The organism is Vibrio intestinalis (genome assembly GCF_025195085.2).
GTDB lineage: Bacteria > Pseudomonadota > Gammaproteobacteria > Enterobacterales > Vibrionaceae > Vibrio > Vibrio intestinalis.
Genome location: NZ_JANAVY020000014.1, coordinates 56,467 through 79,539 on the forward strand (window position 1 = coordinate 56,467; position 23,073 = coordinate 79,539).

General features: G+C 43.4%; 17 protein-coding genes. 4 read left to right on the forward strand and 13 right to left on the reverse strand.

Annotated features, from left to right (window positions below; translation table 11 throughout):
* The first annotated feature begins 7 nt into the window (after positions 1-7).
* The 4 genes from MU515_RS15835 (at position 8) to MU515_RS15850 (ending at position 4,864) form a co-directional block, all read left to right on the forward strand.
* Positions 8-1,558 (forward strand): ABC transporter substrate-binding protein, encoded by a 1,551-nt coding sequence (locus tag MU515_RS15835; RefSeq protein ID WP_432816157.1) that lies wholly within the window; start codon positions 8-10, stop codon positions 1,556-1,558.
* 200 nt (positions 1,559-1,758) lie between these two features.
* The gene (locus MU515_RS15840) at positions 1,759-2,736 is read left to right on the forward strand and encodes an ABC transporter permease (RefSeq protein ID WP_260261368.1); all 978 of its coding nucleotides are present in this window, start codon (positions 1,759-1,761) and stop codon (positions 2,734-2,736) included.
* 2 nt (positions 2,737-2,738) lie between these two features.
* Entirely contained in the window at positions 2,739-3,689 is a 951-nt protein-coding gene (locus MU515_RS15845) for an ABC transporter permease (RefSeq protein WP_260261369.1), read from the forward strand.
* 251 nt (positions 3,690-3,940) lie between these two features.
* Positions 3,941-4,864 (forward strand): SPOR domain-containing protein, encoded by a 924-nt coding sequence (locus MU515_RS15850; RefSeq protein WP_260261370.1) that lies wholly within the window; start codon positions 3,941-3,943, stop codon positions 4,862-4,864.
* Between the two features lie 111 nt (positions 4,865-4,975).
* Here the strand turns inward: MU515_RS15850 and MU515_RS15855 are convergent, their stop codons facing one another.
* The 13 genes from MU515_RS15855 to MU515_RS15915 form a co-directional block, all read right to left on the reverse strand.
* The gene (locus MU515_RS15855; protein WP_260261371.1) at positions 4,976-7,453 is read right to left on the reverse strand and encodes a hypothetical protein; all 2,478 of its coding nucleotides are present in this window, start codon (positions 7,451-7,453) and stop codon (positions 4,976-4,978) included.
* Positions 7,454-7,619: 166 nt separating this feature from the next.
* On the reverse strand, positions 7,620-9,179 hold the full coding sequence (locus MU515_RS15860) for a hypothetical protein (RefSeq protein WP_260261372.1): 1,560 nt from the start codon (positions 9,177-9,179) through the stop codon (positions 7,620-7,622).
* 7 nt (positions 9,180-9,186) lie between these two features.
* Positions 9,187-9,756, reverse strand: a complete 570-nt coding sequence (locus MU515_RS15865) for an ECF-type sigma factor (protein ID WP_260261373.1) — start codon at positions 9,754-9,756, stop codon at positions 9,187-9,189.
* Position 9,757: 1 nt separating this feature from the next.
* Positions 9,758-11,212 carry a chromosome partitioning protein ParA gene (locus MU515_RS15870; RefSeq protein WP_260261374.1) on the reverse strand — a complete coding sequence of 485 codons (1,455 nt, stop codon included), beginning with the start codon at positions 11,210-11,212 and terminating at the stop codon, positions 9,758-9,760.
* Positions 11,209-12,513 (reverse strand): serine/threonine protein kinase, encoded by a 1,305-nt coding sequence (locus tag MU515_RS15875; protein WP_260261400.1) that lies wholly within the window; start codon positions 12,511-12,513, stop codon positions 11,209-11,211. The genes MU515_RS15870 and MU515_RS15875 overlap by 4 nt, the downstream gene beginning before the upstream one ends.
* A 197-nt stretch (positions 12,514-12,710) precedes the next feature.
* A complete protein-coding gene (locus tag MU515_RS15880; protein ID WP_260261375.1) occupies positions 12,711-13,361 on the reverse strand; it encodes a hypothetical protein in 651 nt (216 codons plus the stop codon).
* A 319-nt stretch (positions 13,362-13,680) separates the two neighbouring features.
* Complete coding sequence (locus tag MU515_RS15885; RefSeq protein ID WP_260261376.1) at positions 13,681-15,627, reverse strand: methyl-accepting chemotaxis protein; 1,947 nt, start codon at positions 15,625-15,627, stop codon at positions 13,681-13,683.
* A gap of 827 nt (positions 15,628-16,454) precedes the next feature.
* Positions 16,455-16,610 (reverse strand): hypothetical protein, encoded by a 156-nt coding sequence (locus tag MU515_RS15890; protein WP_180954045.1) that lies wholly within the window; start codon positions 16,608-16,610, stop codon positions 16,455-16,457.
* Positions 16,611-16,813: 203 nt separating this feature from the next.
* Complete coding sequence (locus MU515_RS15895; RefSeq protein ID WP_005379008.1) at positions 16,814-17,023, reverse strand: cold-shock protein; 210 nt, start codon at positions 17,021-17,023, stop codon at positions 16,814-16,816.
* A 465-nt stretch (positions 17,024-17,488) separates the two neighbouring features.
* Positions 17,489-17,947, reverse strand: a complete 459-nt coding sequence (locus MU515_RS15900; RefSeq protein WP_041155711.1) for a hypothetical protein — start codon at positions 17,945-17,947, stop codon at positions 17,489-17,491.
* Complete coding sequence (locus MU515_RS15905; protein ID WP_159352656.1) at positions 17,944-19,992, reverse strand: hypothetical protein; 2,049 nt, start codon at positions 19,990-19,992, stop codon at positions 17,944-17,946. Before MU515_RS15905 ends, MU515_RS15900 begins: the two co-directional genes overlap by 4 nt.
* A complete protein-coding gene (locus MU515_RS15910; protein WP_041155712.1) occupies positions 19,992-21,734 on the reverse strand; it encodes a hypothetical protein in 1,743 nt (580 codons plus the stop codon). Before MU515_RS15910 ends, MU515_RS15905 begins: the two co-directional genes overlap by 1 nt.
* Positions 21,727-23,058, reverse strand: coding sequence for a tyrosine-type recombinase/integrase (locus MU515_RS15915; protein WP_159352658.1), 1,332 nt, complete (start codon positions 23,056-23,058; stop codon positions 21,727-21,729). Before MU515_RS15915 ends, MU515_RS15910 begins: the two co-directional genes overlap by 8 nt.
* Positions 23,059-23,073 lie beyond the last annotated feature (15 nt).

The window sequence follows — 23,073 nt, forward strand, 5'->3', positions numbered from 1 at the left end:
TTTTGCGATGCAACCAAAAGAAGAGAAAGTTGCAGAGCAAGAGGCTGCGAAAGTAGAGCAGCCAGTGGCGCAGGAAGTAGCGATTAAAGTGGCTTACGATGCTGACCCAGTATCACTAGACCCACATGAGCAGCTATCTGGCGGTACGCTACAGATGTCGCACATGGTATTTGACCCTCTAGTGCGTTACACCCAATCTTTAGATTTTGAATCTCGCCTAGCAGAAAGCTGGGAGCGTGTGGATGACACCACTTTCCGCTTTGCACTGCGTAAGGGTGTGAAATTCCACTCAGGTAATGAGCTGACGGCTGATGATGTTGTATGGACATTTGACCGTCTTAAAAACTCTCCAGACTTTAAAGCGATCTTTGAACCGTACGAGAAGATGGTGAAAGTGGATGACTACACGGTAGAGCTCGTATCAAAAGCGGCTTACCCACTTGTGCTACAAACTGCGACTTACATCTTCCCGATGGACAGCAAGTTCTACACCGGCACAACGGCTGACGGCAAAGATAAAGCGGAAGTGGTTAAGCACGGTAACTCGTTCGCTTCGACGAACGTATCTGGTACAGGTCCATTCATCGTAACGGCGCGTGAGCAAGGCGTGAAAGTTGAGTTTGAACGCTTTGACGGCTACTGGGATAAAGAGACGGGTAACGTAGATAAGCTAACACTTGTGCCAATTAAAGAGTCGGCAACACGTGTTGCTGCGCTACTGTCTGGTGACGTAGATATGATTGCTCCAGTTGCACCGAACGATCACAAGCGTGTTCAAAGCGCGTCTGATATCGATCTTGTGACGCTTTCTGGTACGCGAATCATTACTTTCCAAATGAACCAAAACAGCAATGAAGCGTTGAAAGATGTACGCGTTCGTCAGGCGATTGTTCATGCGATTAACAACGAAGGTATCGTTGATAAAGTAATGAAAGGCTTCGCGACGGTTGCTGGTCAACAAGGCCCATCAGGCTACGCAGGCTATGATGAAGCGCTTGTTCCACGTTTTGACCTAGAGAAAGCTAAGCAGCTAATGGTGGAAGCTGGCTACCCAGATGGCTTTAGCCTAACGATGATGGCGCCTAACAACCGCTACGTGAACGATGCCAAGATTGCACAATCTGCAGCGGCAATGCTGTCTAAGATTGGCATTAAGGTTGATCTGAAAACCATGCCTAAAGCGCAATACTGGCCTGAGTTTGATAAATGTGCAGCAGACATGCTGATGATTGGTTGGCACTCAGATACAGAAGATTCAGCGAACTTCTCTGAATTCCTAACCATGACGCGTGACGAAGCAACAGGTAAAGGCCAATACAACTGTGGTTACTACTCAAACTCAGAAGTGGATAAGTTAGTTGAAGCATCAAACGTAGAAACGGACCCAGCTAAGCGTGCTGAAATGCTGAAAACGGTTGAAGCGACACTATACAACGACGCGGCATTTGTTCCTCTACACTGGCAAAACCTTGCTTGGGGTGCAAAAGCGAACGTTGAGATTGAGCCTATCGTGAACGCGATGAACTTCCCTTACTTTGGTGACCTAGTGGTTAAGTAAGAGAAGGGTTAACTACGAAGTGACTGCTTACTTTTTAAAGTAGGTAGTGACTTTGTTAAGTGATTAACTGTTTAGGTACTTAGCCTTGTTTCAGTCGGGTTAAGTACCTCTCTCAAGACTGATTTAGTGATTTGCCAATCAACTCGGTGTTCGCCAAGGATGTCGGCAAATGACTCTCTAAGGAAAGAAAGGGGCAAGGAATGTTTTCGTTTCTGGTCAAGCGCCTGTTTCAGGCACTGATAGTGATGTTTGTGATCAGTTTAGTGGCGTTTGCCATTCAGGATAATCTGGGTGACCCGCTACGTGAGCTTGTCGGTCAGTCGGTTTCAGAGTCAGAGCGCCAAGCGCTGCGTGATGAGCTCGGCTTAAATGATCCCTTCATTACAAAATACACTCGCTTTGTAGGCGCTGCTATACAGGGTGATCTTGGTACTTCTTACTTCTTCAAACGTCCTGCGGTTGAAGTGATTCTCGATAAATTGGTCGCGACTCTAGAGCTGGTCTTTGGCGCGTCAGTTATCATCGTCGTATTGTCGATTCCACTTGGCGTATATTCCGCAATCCATCCTAAAAGTTTCTTTACTAAAGTGGTGATGGCGCTAAGTAGTGTGGGTATTTCTATTCCGGTGTTCTTAACCGCGATCATGTTGATGTATGTCTTCTCCATCGAGCTAGGTTGGCTACCATCCTACGGGCGGGGAGAAACCGCCAATGTGCTGGGTTGGGAGTCGGGCTTCTTTACATTAGATGGCTTAGCGCACCTGATTTTGCCTTGTGTGGCGCTGGCCTCGATTATGTTGCCATTGTTTATTCGTTTGGTTCGCTCTGAGATGCTGGAAGTGCTCAGTTCGGAATACATTAAGTTCGGTAAGGCGAAAGGCCTAGCGCTGAACAAAATCTATTATCAGCATGCCTTGAAAAATACCATGCTGCCTGTTTTGACCGTTGGTGGTGTGCAGATCGGTACTATGGTGGCTTACACCATTTTGACTGAGACGGTGTTCCAATGGCCGGGTACTGGTTTCCTTTTCCTAGAAGCGATCAACCGAGTCGATACCCCATTGATTACGGCTTACGTGATTTTTGTTGGGCTTATCTTCGTGGTGACGAACACCATTGTCGACTTGTTGTATGGGCTAATTAACCCAACCGTGAATCTAACCGGTAAAGGAGCATAGTGATGGCGAACAATGTAGCAACTCAAAGCGCCGCTCCTTCTCGTTGGGAGCGATTTACACAATCGGATTTCTTGTACTACTTCAAGCGCGATAAAGTCGCGATGGCGAGCTTTACTGTGTTCATGATGTTCTTAGTCATGGCATTGGCTGCCCCTATTTTTGCGCCGACCGATCCCTACGATTTAAGCTCGATTGATATCTTAGATTCAGAGCTACCGCCTGCGTGGATGGAAGGCAGTGATGAGCGTTTTCTATTAGGTACTGATGAACAAGGGCGCGATATTCTTTCGACCATTTTGTATGGTTCACGCTTGTCTCTTACCATTGGCTTTTTAGCCGTTGGTCTACAGCTGGTTCTAGGTATTGTGATTGGTTTATCAGCCGGTTACTTCGGTGGTCGTATTGATAGCTTCTTGATGCGTTTTGCTGATGTGCAGCTGTCGTTCTCAACCATGATGGTGGCAATTATCGTATCCGCTATATTCAAAGCCAGTTTTGGTAGTGATTTTTATAGCCAATATGCGGTAGTGATGCTGGTGGTGATTATCGGTGTAGCTGAATGGCCTCAATATGCGCGAACCATTCGAGCCTCAGTACTCGCTGAGAAGAAGAAAGAGTATGTGGAAGCGGCTCGCGTGATGGGCTTTAAAGCGCCGCGCATTATGTTCCGCCATATTCTGCCTAACTGTTTATCACCGATTTTGGTTATCTCAACCGTACAGGTGGCAAATGCCATCATGTCAGAAGCGGCACTTTCCTTCCTAGGATTGGGCTTGCCCGTTGATCAGCCATCGCTAGGGGCGCTAATCAGTACTGGATTTAACTACATCTTCTCTGGCGCATGGTGGATTACCGCCTTCCCAGGTATTGTGTTGGTAACTTTAGTGTTGGTAATCAATCTATTAGGTGACTGGTTGCGAGATGTATTTAACCCGAAAATCTATAAAGGGTGATCCAATCTAGGGTTTATATCGAAAATTGACTTAAACTGAGAGCCGTAAGAAATTACGGCTCTTTTTTTGCATCGACATTTTGTATACGGCACGACGTCAATAATTACGCAATCGCGAATGAGTGGAGTTGCAATATGAAGTTTCAAAGGAACTCTGGTAGAGCCTTGTTATCTAATATAAATATATTTCGCAATGTGGCCCGTGATCAGGCAATGAATAAAATAGGTTTATTGGACAATATGGAAACAAACATGGCAATGATGCCATTCAAGCCTCTCGCTAAAGTTTTTTCAGCCTCTTTACTTTGTTTGGCTGCTTTCGCTGCGCCCGTTCATGCACAAGATTTTTTATGTGATGCGACTCAGGCATCAACTCAAGATTTACCGTTGTTAGATAAGTCCTGCCCAATTGGTAAAGGCTTATGGGGTAAGCAACAGCCAAAGGCGCAACAATCTAACTTCTGGATTCAATGTGGGGTATTTGCCAAGCCATTGACAGTGAAAGAAGCCAAAGTGATTTACCCGAAGATCTCAACCGACGTGTGGGCGAAAATTGAAGGCCGCAATGCGCGTTGTCTGATTGGTCCATACTCAGATTTTTCAGAGGCTAAGCAAGACCTAGCCAAGGTAAAAACCATCGCTCGCTACAAAGAAGCGTTTATACGTGAAGTTGCGAAAGGTGCGCCAACTAAACCTCGTCAAGCGGTAGCAAAAGCGCCAGTGGTTACTAAGCCGAAAGTCGCTGAGTCAAAGCAAGCGGCGACGGTTATTGTGCCACCAAAAGTGGTTAAGCCGGTCGCTCCTGTACCTGTTACTGCGCCAACTAAATCCACTCAAGCGGCAAGCGAAATTTCTGTGCGCCGTGAAGCTATCATTGGTGATGTGCAGTTCAAAGTGCCATACATCATGTTTAGCGATGATCAGTTCTATATGGAGTATGGCTTACCTTGGAATCGTTTCGATTATGATGGTGCTGCGCAAGTATGTCGCCAGCTAGGTATGGGCTTACCAACGGAAGAGCAATGGCAGCTATTGCTTGAAGCTAACATAATGAAGGCTAACCAATGGCCAATGCATTTACCTTACTGGGGTGATAAGCGCCGCGGCCTATTTACCAACGGTAAAGTGACTCAAATTAAAGGCTCATCACTTCTGAATATCATGTGTACTAAGTAGTGAATCAGAGCCTGAAACGAAAAGCAGACCAATGTGGTCTGCTTTTTTGTTCTGCTATAAAAAAGCCCCGCCAAAGCGGGGCTGGTTGTAATGAGGTTATCTCGCAGATGATTAGTCTTCGTTTGCAGTACCTGTCCACTCGATGTTGAACTTCACTGATTCGATATACTCACCTTGGTCTTTAGAGCTGTTTTCTGCTGTTTTAACGTAGCCAATTACGCTGTAAACATTACCGACAGTCAATTTTTGTGGGATATCGAAGTCGATATTTGAGTACCAAACACCGTTCTCTTCTGAGTTACTACACTCAAAGTTGTGACCACCAAAAGGAGTACTTCTTACAACACCAATATCGTCTCCAGTAATTGCAAAGCTGTGGAAAAATTCACTCAGGTATTCACATTTAATATCTTGGTTCGGGTCATCGAATGAGATATCGGCATCAGAAGTATTGATATCTTCACCATCAAAGTCACGCTCGTTTGATAAGGCAATAGACACTTGGCCTAGGTTCCACATGTTTACTTCTTCACCAGGGAAGTGGTAAGTAAATCCTCGACCGTAACCATCGTCATCAGACTTAACGTTTAGGCGAGCTTCTGCATCTGCTTTATCAGTAAAGTAAACATAACGCTCAGAGAAGATTTGATTGCTGTCATCTTCAACGCTGTCGTAGCTAGTTACGATTGTTAGTGCGCCCTTAGCGATATCATCTGAATCATCAGCGATTGTGATGGTATGTGTCTCAGACAGTTCTTGGCTTTCACCTTTAGGTGTCCATTTGAATGTAATCTCAGCATCGCCGTTGTCGTTAATAACGTAAGTTGATTGATCGACTTGAGTTGTCGGCTCTGAACACTGAGTGCGATTGTCTTGTGAACGTTCATTGAAGTAAACGATACCATCCTCTAGTTTTATTGAGTCACACCAAACGCGAGAGTAATCTTTGCCATCTGTGTCATCGCCATCATCGCTACCGTGCTCTAGTAGGTACCATGTTTTACCTTCTAGTGGGTTTGGCTCCGGTTCTGGTTCTTCTGCAATTGCTGGAACGTCCAGAGTCACAACCTGTTCTAAGCCTGTTTCTTTATCTCTAGCTGTAAACCAGATCTTGTAATCTAGACCGGTGTCTTCGCTTGATAATTTAGGTGTGCCAAACAGTTCGATAGTCTCGTTGCCAGGGTTCTGATGAAGTTCTAGTGCATTCGAGTGTAAGTTTGTCTTAACGTAGATATCAAGTTCGTTATCACTGTTGAATAGGCCTGAGTAGCTGACTGTGTAGATAGGGTTATTTGTATCAACTGCTTGGCCTTCAACTAATTCCCATTGCTCAATTGTGTCTTCGATTTGCTCTAGTACGTCAGTAACTTCTGGAGCCGTAGCTTGACCTTTATCTACTTCTAATTCGAAACGTGCAGAAACGACAAGCTTAGAATTCACATCGGAGCTTTCTCTTAGCTCAATTGTGATATCGAACTCTCCAGCTTTTTCGATCTTTTTAGATGGGCTAACGCCTAAGTAGAGCTTGCTTTTGTCGCCATCAGGGTTTCCTAGGCCAACATCAATATTTGAACCTGTTAGCGCAGAGGTAGATGCGTTAGAAATAAAGAAGTTGTCAGGGTTAATAACAATGCCTTGACCAGCATTTTCAAATAGCTTACTGATATCGAGTGCATTGATTAAGTAGTCGCTAGAACCGTTATCACCTAGCTCTAGGTCCAGATCATCAAATGATTTCTCTACGGTTTCATATACTTTGTGGTTTACTACTGTTTTGTAAGTTGGTACTTCTGGTGTGCCGCCTTGATCAGCAGGTACGCCATCGACAGGTACAACTAGGCTAGGATCATTAATGTCTAGGCTGTCATCAGCAGCGATGCTATCTGCTAGTTCTTTTGCGTCTTTGGCTACATCTGTTGCTTTATTTTCGTAGTCAACATTGGTATCAGCTTTGGTGGCGGTTAGAATTTGAGCCGTTTTGTGCAGTACAGCAGCGTCATTATCACCATTATCCGCATCTGCGACGAAATCTGAGTAAGGGTCAAGTTCTGTGACACCTAAGCTAGTTTCAACGCTAGTAATTGCTTCTGCTTCAGTTGCACCTTTACCCATTTCGATAGCAACTAGATCTGTAATTGGGGAGATTACATCAGAAGATTTAGGCGCTCGAAATACTACTTCGTGTTCCATGGCTTGACCGGGTAAGTCCATGTCAACAGTATAAATACCCGCATATTTTTGAGCATCGATCTCGATCAGCTTGTCTTGAGCAGAAAGCCCCGAGGATGGAACGAAGCCAGGAACTACGGTTTGAACAGCGATGGATTGACCGTCTTCAATAGTAACGTTGCTCAGAGGTACTTGACCCTTTGCATCAGTTAAGCCGATTAGTACGTCGCCACTATTGTGATCCCAAACGCCATTGTTGTTTTTATCGATGAATACCACTGCATTTTTAAAGTAACCATCAAATGCTGTGATCATTGAGCCGCTTGGAGATGTGCCATTATCATCTGAGCCACCATCGCTACCACCACAACCGGTTAGAGCAATAGCAACAGACGCTGCAAGTAAACTGATTTTTTTCATTCTGAATAGTCCCTTTGTATCTAACTAACTTATTTTTCAACCGGTTAGTTCTTTAGTTTATTTGGTTAAAAAAACGACCAATTTTTAGCGAACAAAGCAATAGAATTCAAGGGACGAAAAACAATTAAAAAACCGCAAAAAAAGTTCTATTTTTTTGCGGTTGTTGTTAAGGTTTTTTTTCAGAGTAAGTTAGGTTGATTTTTAACTCTTCGATTCGATCGGCAAATTGCGGCTTTGGTTTAAGAATGTAGCTATATACTTCACCGGGAACAAACTCATCGAAGGGGGAATATGTTAAGTCAAAAGCTAGTGAAGTTTGACCTGTGCTAGGGTTACTGACGTATTCTAGGCAGTCGATATTGAAGCTAGGATCACTAGGCGTTGTCGTAGAAATGATTTCAATGCCATATTTCCCTTGGCCGCCTAACACACCATTTTGATATAAATGGGCAATTTGGTGGCAGCGTAAGCTTTGGTTGCTAGTTTGAATATTTAAATCTGAATCTGTTGTCTCGCCATTCGGGCCTGCAATATCAGGCTTATGGTCGAAGATGTAATTTCCGACCTGGGTTAATAGATATTCATCGCTGTTTATAGGGATAAGGTAGTCTAGCCAATCATATTGATATGGGTATTGTCCCGTAATCCCATTAATCCTTCTTTCCATGCTCGCGCGATGCTTTTGTATGGTATAGCTTTCATAATGTTGCCCATCATGCACAGTGACAAAGTAATTTGTTACTCCTTGATGCTGAGCTGAATCGTAGCTTTTTTTTATTATCCAAGTTTGTTGGGCGTCAAACGCAGATCTTTGACTGGTAACTTTAAGGTTATCCCCTTGTACCTCATAGTGGCCAATGAGTTCTAATTCTTCTACTTCTGGGCATCGCGTTTTGTTGGTAGCGGCTGCAAAGTATACTTCATGGTTCGTAAACTTGAACGCCTCACAATAGACCACTTCATAATAAGTTGGGTGTCCTGCGAAGTTTTGAGTGGTTTCTAAACGATAGAGAATGTCCCCTTCAAGTGGGCTTATTGCCGCTATTGGTAACTCTGATGATGGCAAAAGAAATTGGGCGGTTACCCATTGATTGTCTTGAGCTTGGTTGTCGGTTGCGGAAATGCTTAATTGTTGCTGACGTGCAGATATGCTAGGAATCCCAGTAACAGAGAGTAAAGAGCCTGAGCCTGATAATTTTAAGTCTCCGTTGCTTATTATCGCTCTGGTTGATAGCAGATCGTTTTCTTTATCTTCAAACAAGTCGGCAATATTAATGGAGTACGAGATGGGACTACCTGCAGTCAGTGTCCACTTATCAATTTCGTTTTGGATTCGGTATTGGGCATCTGTGTTTATTGTCGGTTTTTGATTGCTTTGGATATCGATGGATAAGCTGGATGCGCTATTTATAGTTACAGTTTGGCTTTGCCAATCAGTTTGAACTAATGAATACAGTGTTGGGTCGTCTTGTCCGCGTAACAATTCTGTTGATGGTTGTTCGGAGTTATTCGCTTCTTTTTCGGCCTCAGAATTAGAAGCGTCATAGCTAGAGTTAGCCATGTTTTTTACGTGATTGGTGTTTCCCAAGCTCTTATTAGCCGTTGCTACTGGGCTCTCTGCAACATTGGTCAATGAATCAGAGCCAGTGTGGCTTTCAGCAGGAAATAAGCACCAACCTGCGACTGCTATGGCCGCAGTTGTTGCAATGAGGTAGTGCTTTTTCATTAGTTCGTTATGCCATCCGAGCTTGAAGCCAACTGCGAGAAAATTTGAGGTCTTTTTCCACTAAGCTAGAGCTGCACTCTAGCAGCTGTCCAATTTCATTGTTTTTTAAACCCATGAGATATTTAAGTTTGATAGCGTTGGATTGACGAGGGTAACGAACGCTAAAGTTATCTAGAGCTTGGTCGACTACAAACAGTTCTTCAAATGCTTGATGATGCTGATTTTGTAATTCTCCATCTTCTTCATTTTGTCTTTTTTTTGCGAGTTGAAATCGTGCGTTGTCTACTAATATTTGGCGCATAACTTTTGCAGCCATCAAGTAAAATTCTCGTTGTGAGCGAACTTCTTTTAGATCGAATTGTGCCAGTTTTAAGTAGGCGTCATGGATAAGTGCCGTTGTGCTATTGACGCTATCTAATAGCACTTTGTTTTCATCGCCATGTTTGCGTGCGCAGCGTTCTCTCTCTTGTTGAGCTATTTTCCGAAGTTGCAAGTAAGCAAATTGGTAGAGTTTATTTTCGGCTTGTTTGTCGCCAGCTTGCCACTGCTGAATGATGTTTGTTAATGATGACGCCATTTTAAATTTGTACTCCGCTTACTTTTACGAATTCAGATATGGTATGGGTATCGAGTTTATCTGAGCCATCTTGATTTTTAGATACAGTTTGCTGATAGCGATAAAGAATGCCTTGATCCCAGTGTTTTCCCGCGGGGAGGTATTCCCATGTAGTAAGCTTTGGAGCTGCACTGTTTGTGGGATACCAACGAACGGCGATATTGAGTTGCTCGATAGCGGCTTTACTTGAATTTTTAGTTACCCACCACATGTCCGAATAATTATGAGTAACCACCTGTTTGTAGTCAGAAATTTGTTGGGGGCACTCGGAGTTATCCGGTATAGCTGATTTTACTTCCCCTTGATGAATCAGCAAGCATGTTTCTTCCGCTTTAGTTTCTTTATAAGTCGTTTGTTTCCAGACACCTTCATAAGGAACTTGAGTATGATGTGTCAGAGGGTAAGTGAACCAGATTTGTTCAGATTTGTTTTGATGGTGAATATGCTCTGTTTTACCAAGTCCTTGGCTTTTCTCCATCAATAATTGAGTGGTTGGGTCAAAATTGATAGCCAATGAACGATATTTCCAATCACCATCGTCGTTAAAATCGTCAATGGCAAAGCCATTTAGGTCATTTCGTTTGCAGCCTTCGGCTGCACAGCCAACGATGCCATAATAATCATCTATTTCTTTGAGCGGCCAATGAAGAGTTTCTGTATTTGATGAAGGTTTTAAATTACAGCCATTGAAATGGTCACCAACACTTGGGTATTCGATAACCTCTTTACTAGTGACTTCGTAAAGAAGCTTGCCAATAGGAGGGTTGTATTTAGGGTGTTTGCGTAGCCTCAAATCATAAGCACATACTCGGCCCGCATAATCACGTTTCTTGATGATGATATTACTCATTTGTTTGTTTAACGGGGCAAAAATTATTTCATCAGACGCAAAGTGTTCTTCAATGTATTTTTGGCTTTGGTTTAAATGGTTTACAGCTTGTTTCGCAGATACCAAGTTAACATGGAGGCTTTTTGCATCTTCAAGACTCAGAGTGTTGAGGTCGATGTGCTGTAATTTACGTTGAAACTCAGGGCTGGAGAGTAGATCACTTACTAACAATATCTCTTGTTGATCTTGTGGTGTGCTATCTAATGACAACAGTAATCGCGTCATATTGATGCTGCGGCTAGGTTTGGTTGTTGCAAGCGTAGGGGTAATGATTTTTTGGCTAGATAACTGGCTTAGTAGATAACTGTTTTCATTAGAACCCAGGTAAAAGCTAATGACATCGCCTTGTTTGAAGTTAAAGGCTCCTTTGTTTGTAGTACCAGTTAAGTTTGAACTGGTTTTGTAGAATAAGCCTGTTACAGGAGCATCAATAAAGTAGCCAGTTTGTATTTCATCCCCAGCCAAAGCGGGTGTATTCGTAGCTATGGCCGAAAGTGCAAGTAGTGAGGTATAGGCTGTTTTTTTCATTTATTCTTATGACTAGCGTTTGGTTCGTGTTTTGCTGCTTTGCTTTCTATTGGCGTAATCATAGCTAACAGCATCTTCTGTTTTATATGTTTTGGAATATTAGGGTTCGACAAAATTCTTCTGCGAGTTAAATCTAACACCGCACTTAAAGGCATCTCTTGAGCTGCGGGGTTTTTTGAGTGAAACATCATGCTAGTTACTTCAAACATCATATTTTCAGCAATCAGCTTTTCTTGTCTCAGTTGTTGGTTTTTCGCAATCAAGACTGATGTGAAAGCCAGTCCAGACACCATCAGCAGTAATGCCAAGCTACAAGATATGGGGTGTCGTTGAAATAAACGCATTGCTCGGTAGAGCAGGTTGTTTGTTTTTAGAGAAATAGGTTTGCACGTTAGAACATTGTGTAAATCTTGTTTTATCTGTGAGACCGAATGATATCGTTCGCTTGATTGTAGGCGGCAAGCCTTATTAACAATCGCGTTGATATCTGATTTCACTTCATCATGGTTAAATAACCACTCAATTAACTTACCAAGTGAGTATATATCACTACGGGAAGACAAGTTTTCTCCGGCTTGTTGCTCTGGGCTTGCGTATTCTTTGCTGAAAGCCAGCAGGTGCCCGGGGTGCTGAGTTAGATTGAAGTCAATCAGCTTAGTGTGATGCGAGTCGTCAACCAATATGTTCTCTGGTTTGAGGTCTCCATGAATAAGCCCTTGGCCATGAGTGTGCTCTAAAGCGCTACAAATTTGGATAAGAAGCAGTAATTTTTCTTGGTGAGACAGTGGGTTTTGTTGGCGGAAAACCTCAAGATTATCACCATTAACTTGCTCCATAACGATGTAAACATGATCCTGATAAACGCCACCATCAAATACTTTTGCAATATGTGGGTGATTTAGCTTGGCTAGCATTTGTGCTTCAGTGAACAGAGAGCGTTTATCAAATATTCTGGCTAAGTCGCCATGCAAAAACTTTATTGCCAACTGTTGTTCAAAGCTTTTATCTGCACGGCTTGCTGCGTACACCACACCCATTCCACCGCGCCCTAGTTCATGGGTGATTAGGTATTTATCGACTTGTTGATTGGAGTAATCGTGCGAGTTTGATACAGAGTGTGTGAGGTGAAAGCCAATCAGCTCTGTTAAACCTGACTCAGATTCAGCCGCAACTAAAGGCATAACCTCGTTATAAAGCGTAAGGTTATCTTGTTGTAGTTGCTGCAAATAGGTTTGTTTTTGGGGAGTGTCTAAGTCTAAAAGTAAGTAATAGACATCGGTTTTACTATCGCCAAAGTTCACTGTACGTCGTTGAATAATTATATTTCGCACAGTGTATAGCAAATATTAATTGTTAGAATCATTAATATGTTTTTTTGTGCTACAGGTAGAAATGTGATCTTACTGCACAAAATAAAAGCCGCATAAAGCGGCTTTTCATGATTGATTTTAGAGGTTTATGCTGCTTCATTTTAGTTGCAGCCCCCTTGAAGGTAGAGTTACTTGTCGTTCTCTTTATTCTCTTCTGAACCCTGCTTTTCAGCGCGCTCTTGCTTAATTTCGTTCGCTTTCTCTTGAATTTGAGCCGCTTTTTCTGTGCTCGCTTGTTTCACTTGTGCTGTTTTCTCTTTTGCTACCTCAGAGGCTTTGTTGGAGTAGTCTTGTAAAACGACGTCTAGTGCTTCAAAGCGAGGGTGAAGTTTGTAGCTCTTAAACATAAGAATATTTAAGAAGATAAAACCAATCAGTAGTACAGGGAAACCGATATCGATTACGTTGAATACTTCCGGAGGAATGCCAATAAAATCACGGCTAGAGCTGCCGCCGAAACCGCTCATCATGTCTGCGAACTGAGAAAGCTCACGGTATGCTTGGTATAAGTTGTAGTAAAGGTAAGCCAAGCAAAGTCCACCCAGACCTTTAGCAACTATTTTTGGTAGACCCATCGCGCACGATACCGCGCCCGCTAACATCACCAATACGATGAAAAAGCCATAAAAATCAGCACCTGTTACTGATGAGGTTGAGCCCCACATCTTAATTGTTACTGCTGGCAAGAAAGAGCCAATAACAATCAATGCGTAAGTTAAAGTGCCAAATTTATTCATTATTGGTGGTGCAGATTTGATTTGATTTTTTACCGTATCCATGTACATAACCTTTATTTATAAAATGAGTTATTCAACTCAATGATTTGAAATGGATTTTATATTTAAGTTGGGAAAAGTAAACGGACGTAAACAGGAAAAAAATGCGCAATTTATCGCAAAGTGATGAAAACCACACAATGTAGGGCATTGAATATTATCAATAGCTACCCTTTTACGGGCTGTTGTCTTGTATGTTGGGGATATTGATGGTAGTGAGGTATGGACGAGATCGCTTTGAGTGAGCGTTCGCTTCGTAAAGTCATTTGATGGGTGTTTAAAAACAGGTGGACGTTTAAACGCACCACCTGTTTTGTTTGGTTTATGCAACCCCTTTGAAGTTATCGACCTCTTTACTTAGACCTTGCATCGCATCAACAATCTTATTGCTTGCTGATTTGCTCTCTGAAAGCAGGTTTTCACTCTGATGGCCTTGGGCAACAATATTATCGATGTCACCACTGATTGCGTTCAGGCTAGTACTGCATGTGCTGGTCTCTTCTGCAATTTTAGTGTTCATGTCGAATAACTTACTTAGATTGGCATGTAGCTCGCCCAAAGAGTCAGCGGCTTGCTGTTGCTCGGCTAAGCTGCTCTCACTGCTGTCATAAATCGCTTTCATCTGCTCGGTAACATTGGCGGCAGCTGCCATTAAGCTATTGATGATCTCTTGTATCTCCGTTGTCGAGGTATGGGTTCGTTGCGACAAGCTACGTACCTCATCGGCCACCACCGCGAATCCTCGGCCGTGTTCACCTGCGCGCGCCGCTTCAATCGCCGCATTGAGCGCCAGCAAGTTAGTCTGTTCTGAGATAGCGCTGATCACTTCCAACACTTTTAGGATGCGGTCGGTATGGATATTGAGTTCATGCAAATCATGCTGGCTCTTCTCCATATTGGCTTGCAGCTCTTGTGTGCTGCTTACACTGCTGTTCATTACCGACTGTGTGCTGATAAGAGATTGCTGACCACTTTGCGATACGGTTTTTATTTCAGAGCAGAAGTTGGCTAAACCATCTAACGCGACGTTAATTTGCTGGGTGGTGGCCGCGATATTATCGAGCGAACTTTGCTGCTGTTCAGCGGCATAATTGACTTGGTCTGAATTTGCTTTGAGCGTATCGGCGGAATGAGCCGAATGATTGGTAGCGACCTTCACTTGGCACAATGCTTGACGTAATGTGTCGAGCAATTGGTTGAATTGCTTTGCGACATCACCAATCTCGGCTTCGTCATCCACTTCAATGCGCTGACTGAGGTCCAGTTGTGAAGTGACCTTTTCGATCCCTTGGGCGAGCTGTTGTAATGGTTGTACTAAAGCGCGCACTAGCAAGAACATAATCGCCATTGCAACGCCGCCGACAATCAGAGCGACAAACAATGTTTTCCAAGCCATGGTTAACATCGGGGCCATCAATTGAGAGGTCGGGATTTCCAGTACCGCAAAGCGCTGAACAGTTTCAACCCAATGGGTAGCTACAAAATAACTTTTACCATCAATGGTGCGAGTTTCTATTTGATAACTTTGGCTTTTATCCAGTAGGCCTGCCAGTGCTTGCTCACTGTTGTCAGCATTGATAATACTTTGTTCTGGGCGAACATCGACGTGGCCAAATTCATCGACCAATAGAGCATTGCCATGTTGACCGACATTATGGGTTTGCACCAATGTCACCATGCCATTGACGTTAACCCCAAGGCCAGCCACGACAAGCGGCTCAGTTGAGTCACTTTTTAGCGCGTTACTGCGATAGTTGATGAACAAGAAGTTTTCGCCGTTAACTTCATCTAGTGTCAGCTCGTACTTCTTACCGGTATTGAGAAAGTCACCGTAGAAATTACCATTCACATAATCGGCTAATAGCTGGCGGTTAAAGCCACCAAACGCTTCACTGTAGTACTCTTGCCCGTAGTCGCTTTGTGCGGTTAGAAATAGGATGTCTGCATCGGACAGAGCTTTGATTTCATTAAAGCTGGTTTGAATGCTGCTGGTGTCAGCCACAAGTTCTGGTTTATTAAGCCACTCAGCTACTCGTAGTGATTCAGTAAGTACCATCGCGTAGTTAATGGATGGCAGTAACGAGTTGCTGATCTTCGCGCCTAAACTGTCGAGCTGCTTAGGAATGGTTTCTTCAACTAAAGTGCGTTTTTGCAAATCGTAATCATGAAAGCCGAGATAAAGTGCAACACTTGAAATACTCAATAACGTCAACAACGAAAAAGTGACGTAAATTCTGGTCCGAATAGATAAATGAGTCCATTTGCTCATCGAGGTTCTCCCTAAATAGATCAACCCCACCGCATCAGCCCTGCTGACTTATTATGTGGAGTTTAATGCATATCTATTTTAAGGCTCTGAGCTTGAACAGAATATTACAAACACGGTTAGATGAAGCGTTCGGGGAGTGTGGTCACACGAAAGTACTATTTTTGCAGCGTGTTACATGCAAGGCGTTTGTTTGATTAAAATATTGATTTGTTGTTGATAATTGTGAGGATAGAGCTATTGCTTTATTAACAAAAAACACGCTAGAACTAACGAAAGTTTTAGCGTGTTTTTTTGGTCGCTAGCTCAGCGCTATTGATGATCGATTGCAAAATTATTTCAATCAACAGCAGGCGATTTGAGTAGCCTATTTCGCATGTATTTATTAACGCATGGTATGAATCTACCGCGACAGGTCGATTCTGAAATAAATCTGGAAAGGTATGTGTGATAAGGCTTCTCAGCCTTTTCCAGAAAAACAGTAGTTTTTGACTATTTTTCCTAAAATTCGAGTTTTTAGAATACCAATTTCCAGATAATTTGTCACTTCCCAAAAAGCGAGGCTCAAGGTGGGTGGGCTGATGGATCGCGCCATCAAACTCATTTATGCCCCTAAGTTTGTTAGAGGCTTAGCTATAGGCGTCTATATTCATATTACTCTGATGGCAATAACGCTAATCTCTAGTTAAACAATTTGTCTAAAGCATAAAACGAGAAAGGGTTGCCAGATGGCAACCCTTTACAAACAGGATAATCATTTTAATTAGTTTTTTTAGTGTTTGATTCGAACTTTTTCAACTTAAACCAGATCTTCTTTCGACCATTATTTCTCAAAGTATTTCCTCCAAAACAACACCACTTTCACCATTGGCAATTCTTTGGAGAAGGCTATTAACTTGTGTTTTTTCATTGATTGAAGTTTCTGTATTTTGAATAGCATTGTTTTTATTGATTCTATTCTCATTGTTAACTATTTGATTAGACATATTATGCCCCTTAGAAATTTAAAATTAAGGTGCACTGAACATAGGTATTATTTTTAGGATAGAGAATTAAGGGAGATTACAGAGAGAAACTTGCTAGGGATGACGCTGGAAAACTTTCTTTATATTTTATCTTGAAACAACTCTTTGTCAGAGCAACGACCTTGCCACAAACATGACAAGGTCGTTAAAATTCAACTGTAAGACTAAATAGTCGTTACATTTTCAGCTTGAAGACCTTTTGGCCCTTTACCTACAGTAAAAGAAACCTTATCACCTTCAACAAGCTTCTTAAAACCATCGCCTAAAATACTTCGGAAATGAACAAATAAATCATCGCCATTTTGTTGAGAAATAAAACCGAAACCTTTAGTTTCGTTAAACCACTTTACGGTACCAATTACTTGATTAGACATATTATGCCCCTTATAAAATTAAAATTAAGGTGCACTGAACATAGGTATTATTTAAGGATAGCGAATTAAGGGTGATTACAGAGAGAAACTTGTTAGGAATGACGCTGGAAGACTTTCTTTATACTTTATCTTGAAACAACTCTTTGTCAGAGCAATGACCACTATACAGACTTATTTAATTAAAGATACCTTTATTTTCAATTTAGTTAATCCATGCGAGTTTAAAGTTGTTGTAACAATCTATCTAAGAATCCGTGGACGGAAGAGGAATGTCAAAATCCTGCTATCTAAAGAACTGCTGTAAGGTGAGCCTAATTGCGTTTTGCAATACTAAAAGTTATCTGAAAGTAAAAGCACTACTGAAACTCTAAACTCATTTATGTCCAAAAGTGAGCTAGGGAAGAAGTGGCAGTCGTGTGGAGTGTTTGGTAGCCCACATCAATATATCAGTGGGCTACTGGTGGATTACTTGATTGGCACGATCTGGCTTCTTTTCAGCCTAGAAAGCTCCTCCCGAAGCTCTGCATTTTCATGCTCCAACTCATCCACACGAGTTAATGCCTGAACCAGCTTATCATTCAAGTGATGCTGCGCAGCCGCAAATAAGGCTAACTTCTCTCGCTCCGTTTCATACTTAGCCTTGTAGTTATCCTTGATACGCTGTTGCTCTTTGAGCTTAGTGCGCACGGTCTGGATCTCTGGCCGGATTATTTCACCATTGCCTGCCGCGATTTCAGCTTTAGTCTGTCTAACCTTATCAACAAACTCGGGGTAGTAATAGCCACTGCCGTTGCCAAGGTTCGCTTCCTCCTCAACAGCGCGAACACTGAGCTTGCGATGGGCAGGGATACGCTTAGGTTTACCCTGTTTAATGCGTTCTAGAGCCGCTTCAAGCGCTAGCAATGTGTTTTCGCTCTTACTCATGAGTTCGCTACCTTTAAGTCAGGTTCGAAAGGGGTAAATGGCAGTTCAAAATCAGCCATGACTATCTCTGCGGCTCTTACTTGGGTGATGTAGTGGCTACGCTCACTCACCGAAATATCTTCGTCGGATTCCATGTAAGCAACCAAACTGTTGTGCTTTTTCTGCCACCACAGCGCTTGTTCCTCGTCAATGATGCTGCTGCCTGAGCCGCAATCGACACAGAATTGAGGCATGACAACACCATCCATATCGCAATTGTATCCATTTTTACAATAGCTGTGCAATGAGCCGTGCAGTGTTAACTTGCCGTCCTTAACCGCCCTATAGATGATCTCCCAAGAGCTATAGATACTCGGTATTTCGCCGCGCATTTTCATGATTGCTTTACCGTGAGTTCCCGCGAGTTTTTCGTCCGAATGCCACTGTTTAAAAATCTTGTTCGCCGTTGATTCTGCATTGATTTCAGTGAGCAGGTTTTTTACCTTTTCGTCTACCATTAAGTCCCGATAGCTCGCCAGCTTTCCGCCATTGGTGTACCACTCGGTCATGGCTAAATATAGGTGCTTAAATTGCTGTTTCAGTGCGACTAATGTACTAAAGCGGTTCTTAATGCAGTAAAACGCCAGTGTGCGCCTGAACTGGTGTGGAGTTAAGGGCCAAGGCTGACCAACCGTGACAGATTCTTTAATTCGCTCTAACGAGCGCGGGTTAGACTCAAGGCATTCCTGATAATCTTCTTCACTCACCACCATGCCGAATTGCCGACAAAAACGCTGTAAGCGGGAGGACCAGTCAGTAATTAATACTGGACTTTTAGAGCGATAGGTATGATTAAGCCAAATGGAGTCAGTATATTTGTCATTGGGGTAAACGACCTCTGAGCGCCAGCGCTCTGTGAGTGTTGACATCAGTTCGATAGCTGTTTTTGAAGACGCTGCTGTCACCCAGGTTTCGCGTTTTTCTCCCAGCTTAAAGGTGTGAGATTGCAGCATGTGGTAGTCGCGACCTTCAAAGGTGTCCTTGTAGTAGCTGTCAGGAGTGAGCTTGTCTAATTCGGAGTCCCGCATTCCGCTGAACCCGCCACATACGATGTAGCTACTGGTAATCAGTTGCCCAAGGTAACGTTTGAAATCAGTTCCGTTGCTCAACTTAACATTCGGCAGTTTTTCGGCTAATGGTGCAATGATATCGAGAACGGAGTTGGGCTTATTTTCTTGAAGGGCCGACGCAAATTTGTGGTTATCAATCCCTCCATCAGTTTTTAAAAACGTGAACATGGCTCCTTGCGCAATCTTTTCATCGAGGACACGCCTACCTTCTAGATAGTTGTCTTGCATGGCATTTTCGGTTTGGGCAATTAGCGCCCGAAATGGATGGGCTTCTTCGATAAGTTCAATCGCTTTACCGTAAATCTCATCACATAAGCGCTCAGGGATAACCAGAGTTTGCTGCTTGTGTAGGTCGCAAAGTTTTTTTGCCTCAACAGATGCCTTAATCGGCGCGGTAAAGCCTAGCGCTAATTGATGCCACGGTGCGAACTCGATAGCTTTGTTGATAGCAATAAAACATTGCTCGATAGTGCTTTGTGCGTACCCGTTGTTGATAAGATATGCCTCAAAAGATTTCCAGTGACTGGGTTTAGAGAGCGCTTGTAATGAACTGAGGCAGTTTTGTATTAGGAAGCGATAGGCGAGTTTTATGCTTGCTTGTCGAGTTTTAGTGCTAGAAAAGGAAGTTGCTTTTCGTTGTTTCGGGTTCTTGTTAAACAGCCAACCAAAAGTGAGCAGTTTTAGCTCCCGTTGCAGTGCCGGTGACCGTTCGAACTCTGCAAATGGTAAATTATTTTTGCTTTTTTTTCGGGAGAACGGCAGGCAGTTCCAGTCGCTATCGCCGAAGCTTGCCGTGACCGCACCTTCTTTATCCCTGCAGACGATAACCGCATCCAGTTCATCAAAGCGTTGTTCATGATACAGCCTGATCAAATCAGTATCTTGAATTTTGTGCGCTGTTGGAAAGCTGGCTTCATAAAGGTGGTCGGTTTGCATTATTTTGCCCCCTTAGCAACGCGAGGAATGAGGTTGAGAATGGAATCGGCTTCGCCCCACGCTGGGTGCAAGCCATCGTCATTCAGACGCGCTTCGGCTTGCTTAAGTACCTTGGCATGGAGGTTGGGTAGTATTTTCTGGTCGATGAAGGAAATAATCGCCTTGAAGTTGTTGCGATAATGACTGGCATCTAAATGCAGGTATAGCGACTCTTCGATGCAGGCTTTAAACGAGAGCAGGCACCAGATATCTGCCACCGACTGAACAATGACTTGCTCTGGACAGCCAAAACACGCTAACAGGTCGGCGCACGCTAATCGCTCCCCCTCTTTGGCTAATCCGTGGCGTCGGGCTTGTCTGGTATATTTCTCCGACTTTTCACCAAACGGGTTGTTACAGCTTGACCCGCTTGATGTTCGACTGAGGTTAGGCAGTTTGATGCTGTTTTCTTGTTCAATCACTAGCACATCAATTGCCAGATTCTGCCTCGCTTGCGAGGTGTTAACCTTACTTTTGGCCTGCTCCTCTCTTATCGCCATGGTATCTTGCATCATGCCATTATTGGTTGTTTTATTGCCTTCACTGTAATGCTTCTTGCGGGTGTTGGGCGTGTTGTTCAGCATGATGTCGTTCGCCATGTCGCCCTGATGAAATGCGGTTAACTGGGCACCGGTTTCGCGGAAGCGGCTTATCATCGGACGCAATCGACGACCCGTTTGGTCAGTAAATGAAAAGTGCGCTTCCATCCAGTCTGCAAAGCTACGGAGTGTTATAGCCTTTATTGGCTGTACCTTATTGGCAGTGACCGTTTGCAGCAAGAGGGGCTGTTCACCAGTATCAATTAGCATGGATGCTTCACGCAACTTATCGAAAAAGTCTAAGGCGTATTTTGGAATATCTAACTCATGGCCACACATTTCCACCTGAATCGTTTTAAACGCACGGCGTTTAAAGGCAGGCATGGTGTACCATACCTCGTCCAGTGTGGTTGAAGCATTGTCTGGTTGGCGCAGTTGCAACAAGTTTCCGGTATTGCTATGGGTGTAATAGGCCAGCAGGAACGCTCCTGCGCACATCATCTTGCTAATTCCACCATACAAGGGGTATTGCTTACCCTGCCAGTGAAAGGTCATGGTGGACACGTTTTTGTAGGCATCAAAATGCTTTTCTGGGAATGCAATAAATTGCTTTTGCGTCTGCTTAAAGACTTGTCGTAAAAAGGGAAGCAGTTGGTTTAAATCGCTGCGGGTGTAGGCTTCGTAAGGTTCTGTATCGCTGGAATCCCTGACCACCACGTTATCGAAGTAGTGATGCGACAGGTCAAGATATTTGATAAACAGGATACTCATTTCTCCGCGTATCCGCGCGTAGGTCGAGTCTTTCATCAAACCTAACATCACTCGGTCATTTTGGTGAGACATATAGCCTTCAATAGAGCATTTGGTGAATGCGTTGACGCTCTGTTTATCGCACCACCTGAGATACAAGGATGCGGTAGAAAAGACGTTGTACAGGGTGAAATGACTGCCACCTTCTTCAATCTCTTTATCGAAGCTTTGTTTTAACTGAAGAATAACGCCCTCTCGTTCAGCATCTTCAAATTGCCCGCCCTGTTGCAATAACTGCGTTGAGGGAAAGTGCTTGACCAGAAAACGGTTAAAGTCCGCTTTTTGAATACTATTTATGTCTAATTGGATACACAGCTCTGGCTGCCAACCGCTTAGATATTCCACCTTACTCATTGCTACCTCCCTGTTCGTTATGCAATACGCTGTGCATGATGCTATCGAGGATGCCAAACTTGACCTTGAAAGCCTTTTTCCGTCTTAGAAAGCGCAAATACTTCCAGGTGGTCGATTCATTTTTATGTCCCATCCAAGCCATCAGCAGTTCCATGCATTCAAGGTCAAGGAGTCCAGCTTCAAGCAGGTCACTGAGGCGGTAAGTGCCATAGGTCGAGCGAAAATCGTGGAAACGGTGCATAAAAGTGGGGTGCGACTTTTTGATTACGCTGCGCAACTCTGACCATCTGGCTTCAATGGACTTTGCGCTGACCGGATTACCTTGCTCACTGACAAAAACGGGTTCGTGACTCTCACAACGCTCTAGTGCATCAACTGCCTCCTGCTTCAGCCCCAATGCCACTTCAAATAAGTTATCCAGTTTATGATTTAGCTTTGTCACACGCTGTAGGCGCCGCTCAGAGGTGCGGTATTCATTTAACTGGGCTAGTAGCTCAGCTGATATTTCAATGGTTCTTTGCTTGGCATATTTGGTTTGAACACCATACAACTGCGGTGAAATCGTCAGTTCATAGCGGTGCTCACTTTCAGCAAGGGGGATCGCAGTCTTTAATGCATCCAGCGTGAGTGTGGCTACTTCATTGATCCGCATTCCGGTATCAATAGAAAGCAGCACCTGAAGGCGTAGTTCAATGGATGCTTGAGGCAGATACGAGGTCAATATGTCCAGCGAATCGTTACTCAGGGGAGTAAGCGGCCTGATGTTCTTGCTGCTGCTGTCCCTCGGCACTTTAATTCGTAGATCACTGGTCTGCACGGTAAACGTTGGCGATATGTGTGCCAGCATCCCAGTGCTTTGAACGGATACAAACTCCATCTTAAAAGGAGCCTCTTTCTCGTTCTTGATTTTCAAGCAACCATCATGCATTAACCACTTGTAGTAGTTAACAATTTGATTCATTCGGACGCTTGCTGTGCTGTGAGCTAATTCACCATTCTTGATTTGTTTTAACAGGTGAGAACGAAAAAGATAAGTTGGTTTTAGTCTTTTGACGGGAGGGAATTTATCCCATGCTAATTGTTTGTCTTCAAGGAATTGGTAGTAAGCATGTAACGCTTGAGCGCAGGGGGATAGGTCTTTAGCTGCTTTGATGGTTTTTTGGTAGAAGAGGTAACTATTTGCTTCGTGGTTGAACGAACCATCTTGATTAAACAGTGTAGGCAGTGAGCCAATATTCCCCTCAACAGGAGAACATTGACAGTTGTTATCACTGACCGATAACTCTGTCTGTTTGTAGACATTGTTTGATTGTATGAGATACATAAATTTACCTAGAAA

Excerpts from the sequence above, each read along its gene's own strand:
- MU515_RS15845 (WP_260261369.1), top strand. The coding sequence starts at position 2,739 with ATGGCGAACAATGTAGCAACTCAAAGCGCCGCTCCTTCTCGTTGGGAG.
- MU515_RS15895 (WP_005379008.1), bottom strand. The coding sequence starts at position 17,023 with ATGTCTAATCAAGTAATTGGTACCGTAAAGTGGTTTAACGAAACTAAA.
- MU515_RS15855 (WP_260261371.1), bottom strand. The coding sequence starts at position 7,453 with ATGAAAAAAATCAGTTTACTTGCAGCGTCTGTTGCTATTGCTCTAACC.
- MU515_RS15870 (WP_260261374.1), bottom strand. The coding sequence starts at position 11,212 with ATGAAAAAAACAGCCTATACCTCACTACTTGCACTTTCGGCCATAGCT.
- MU515_RS15860 (WP_260261372.1), bottom strand. The coding sequence starts at position 9,179 with ATGAAAAAGCACTACCTCATTGCAACAACTGCGGCCATAGCAGTCGCA.
- MU515_RS15915 (WP_159352658.1), bottom strand. The coding sequence starts at position 23,058 with ATGTATCTCATACAATCAAACAATGTCTACAAACAGACAGAGTTATCG.
- MU515_RS15910 (WP_041155712.1), bottom strand. The coding sequence starts at position 21,734 with ATGAGTAAGGTGGAATATCTAAGCGGTTGGCAGCCAGAGCTGTGTATC.
- MU515_RS15900 (WP_041155711.1), bottom strand. The coding sequence starts at position 17,947 with ATGAGTAAGAGCGAAAACACATTGCTAGCGCTTGAAGCGGCTCTAGAA.
- MU515_RS15850 (WP_260261370.1), top strand. The coding sequence starts at position 3,941 with ATGGCAATGATGCCATTCAAGCCTCTCGCTAAAGTTTTTTCAGCCTCT.
- MU515_RS15865 (WP_260261373.1), bottom strand. The coding sequence starts at position 9,756 with ATGGCGTCATCATTAACAAACATCATTCAGCAGTGGCAAGCTGGCGAC.
- MU515_RS15905 (WP_159352656.1), bottom strand. The coding sequence starts at position 19,992 with ATGCAAACCGACCACCTTTATGAAGCCAGCTTTCCAACAGCGCACAAA.
- MU515_RS15835 (WP_432816157.1), top strand. The coding sequence starts at position 8 with ATGCAACCAAAAGAAGAGAAAGTTGCAGAGCAAGAGGCTGCGAAAGTA.
- MU515_RS15880 (WP_260261375.1), bottom strand. The coding sequence starts at position 13,361 with ATGGATACGGTAAAAAATCAAATCAAATCTGCACCACCAATAATGAAT.
- MU515_RS15885 (WP_260261376.1), bottom strand. The coding sequence starts at position 15,627 with ATGAGCAAATGGACTCATTTATCTATTCGGACCAGAATTTACGTCACT.
- MU515_RS15890 (WP_180954045.1), bottom strand. The coding sequence starts at position 16,610 with ATGTCTAATCAAATAGTTAACAATGAGAATAGAATCAATAAAAACAAT.
- MU515_RS15840 (WP_260261368.1), top strand. The coding sequence starts at position 1,759 with ATGTTTTCGTTTCTGGTCAAGCGCCTGTTTCAGGCACTGATAGTGATG.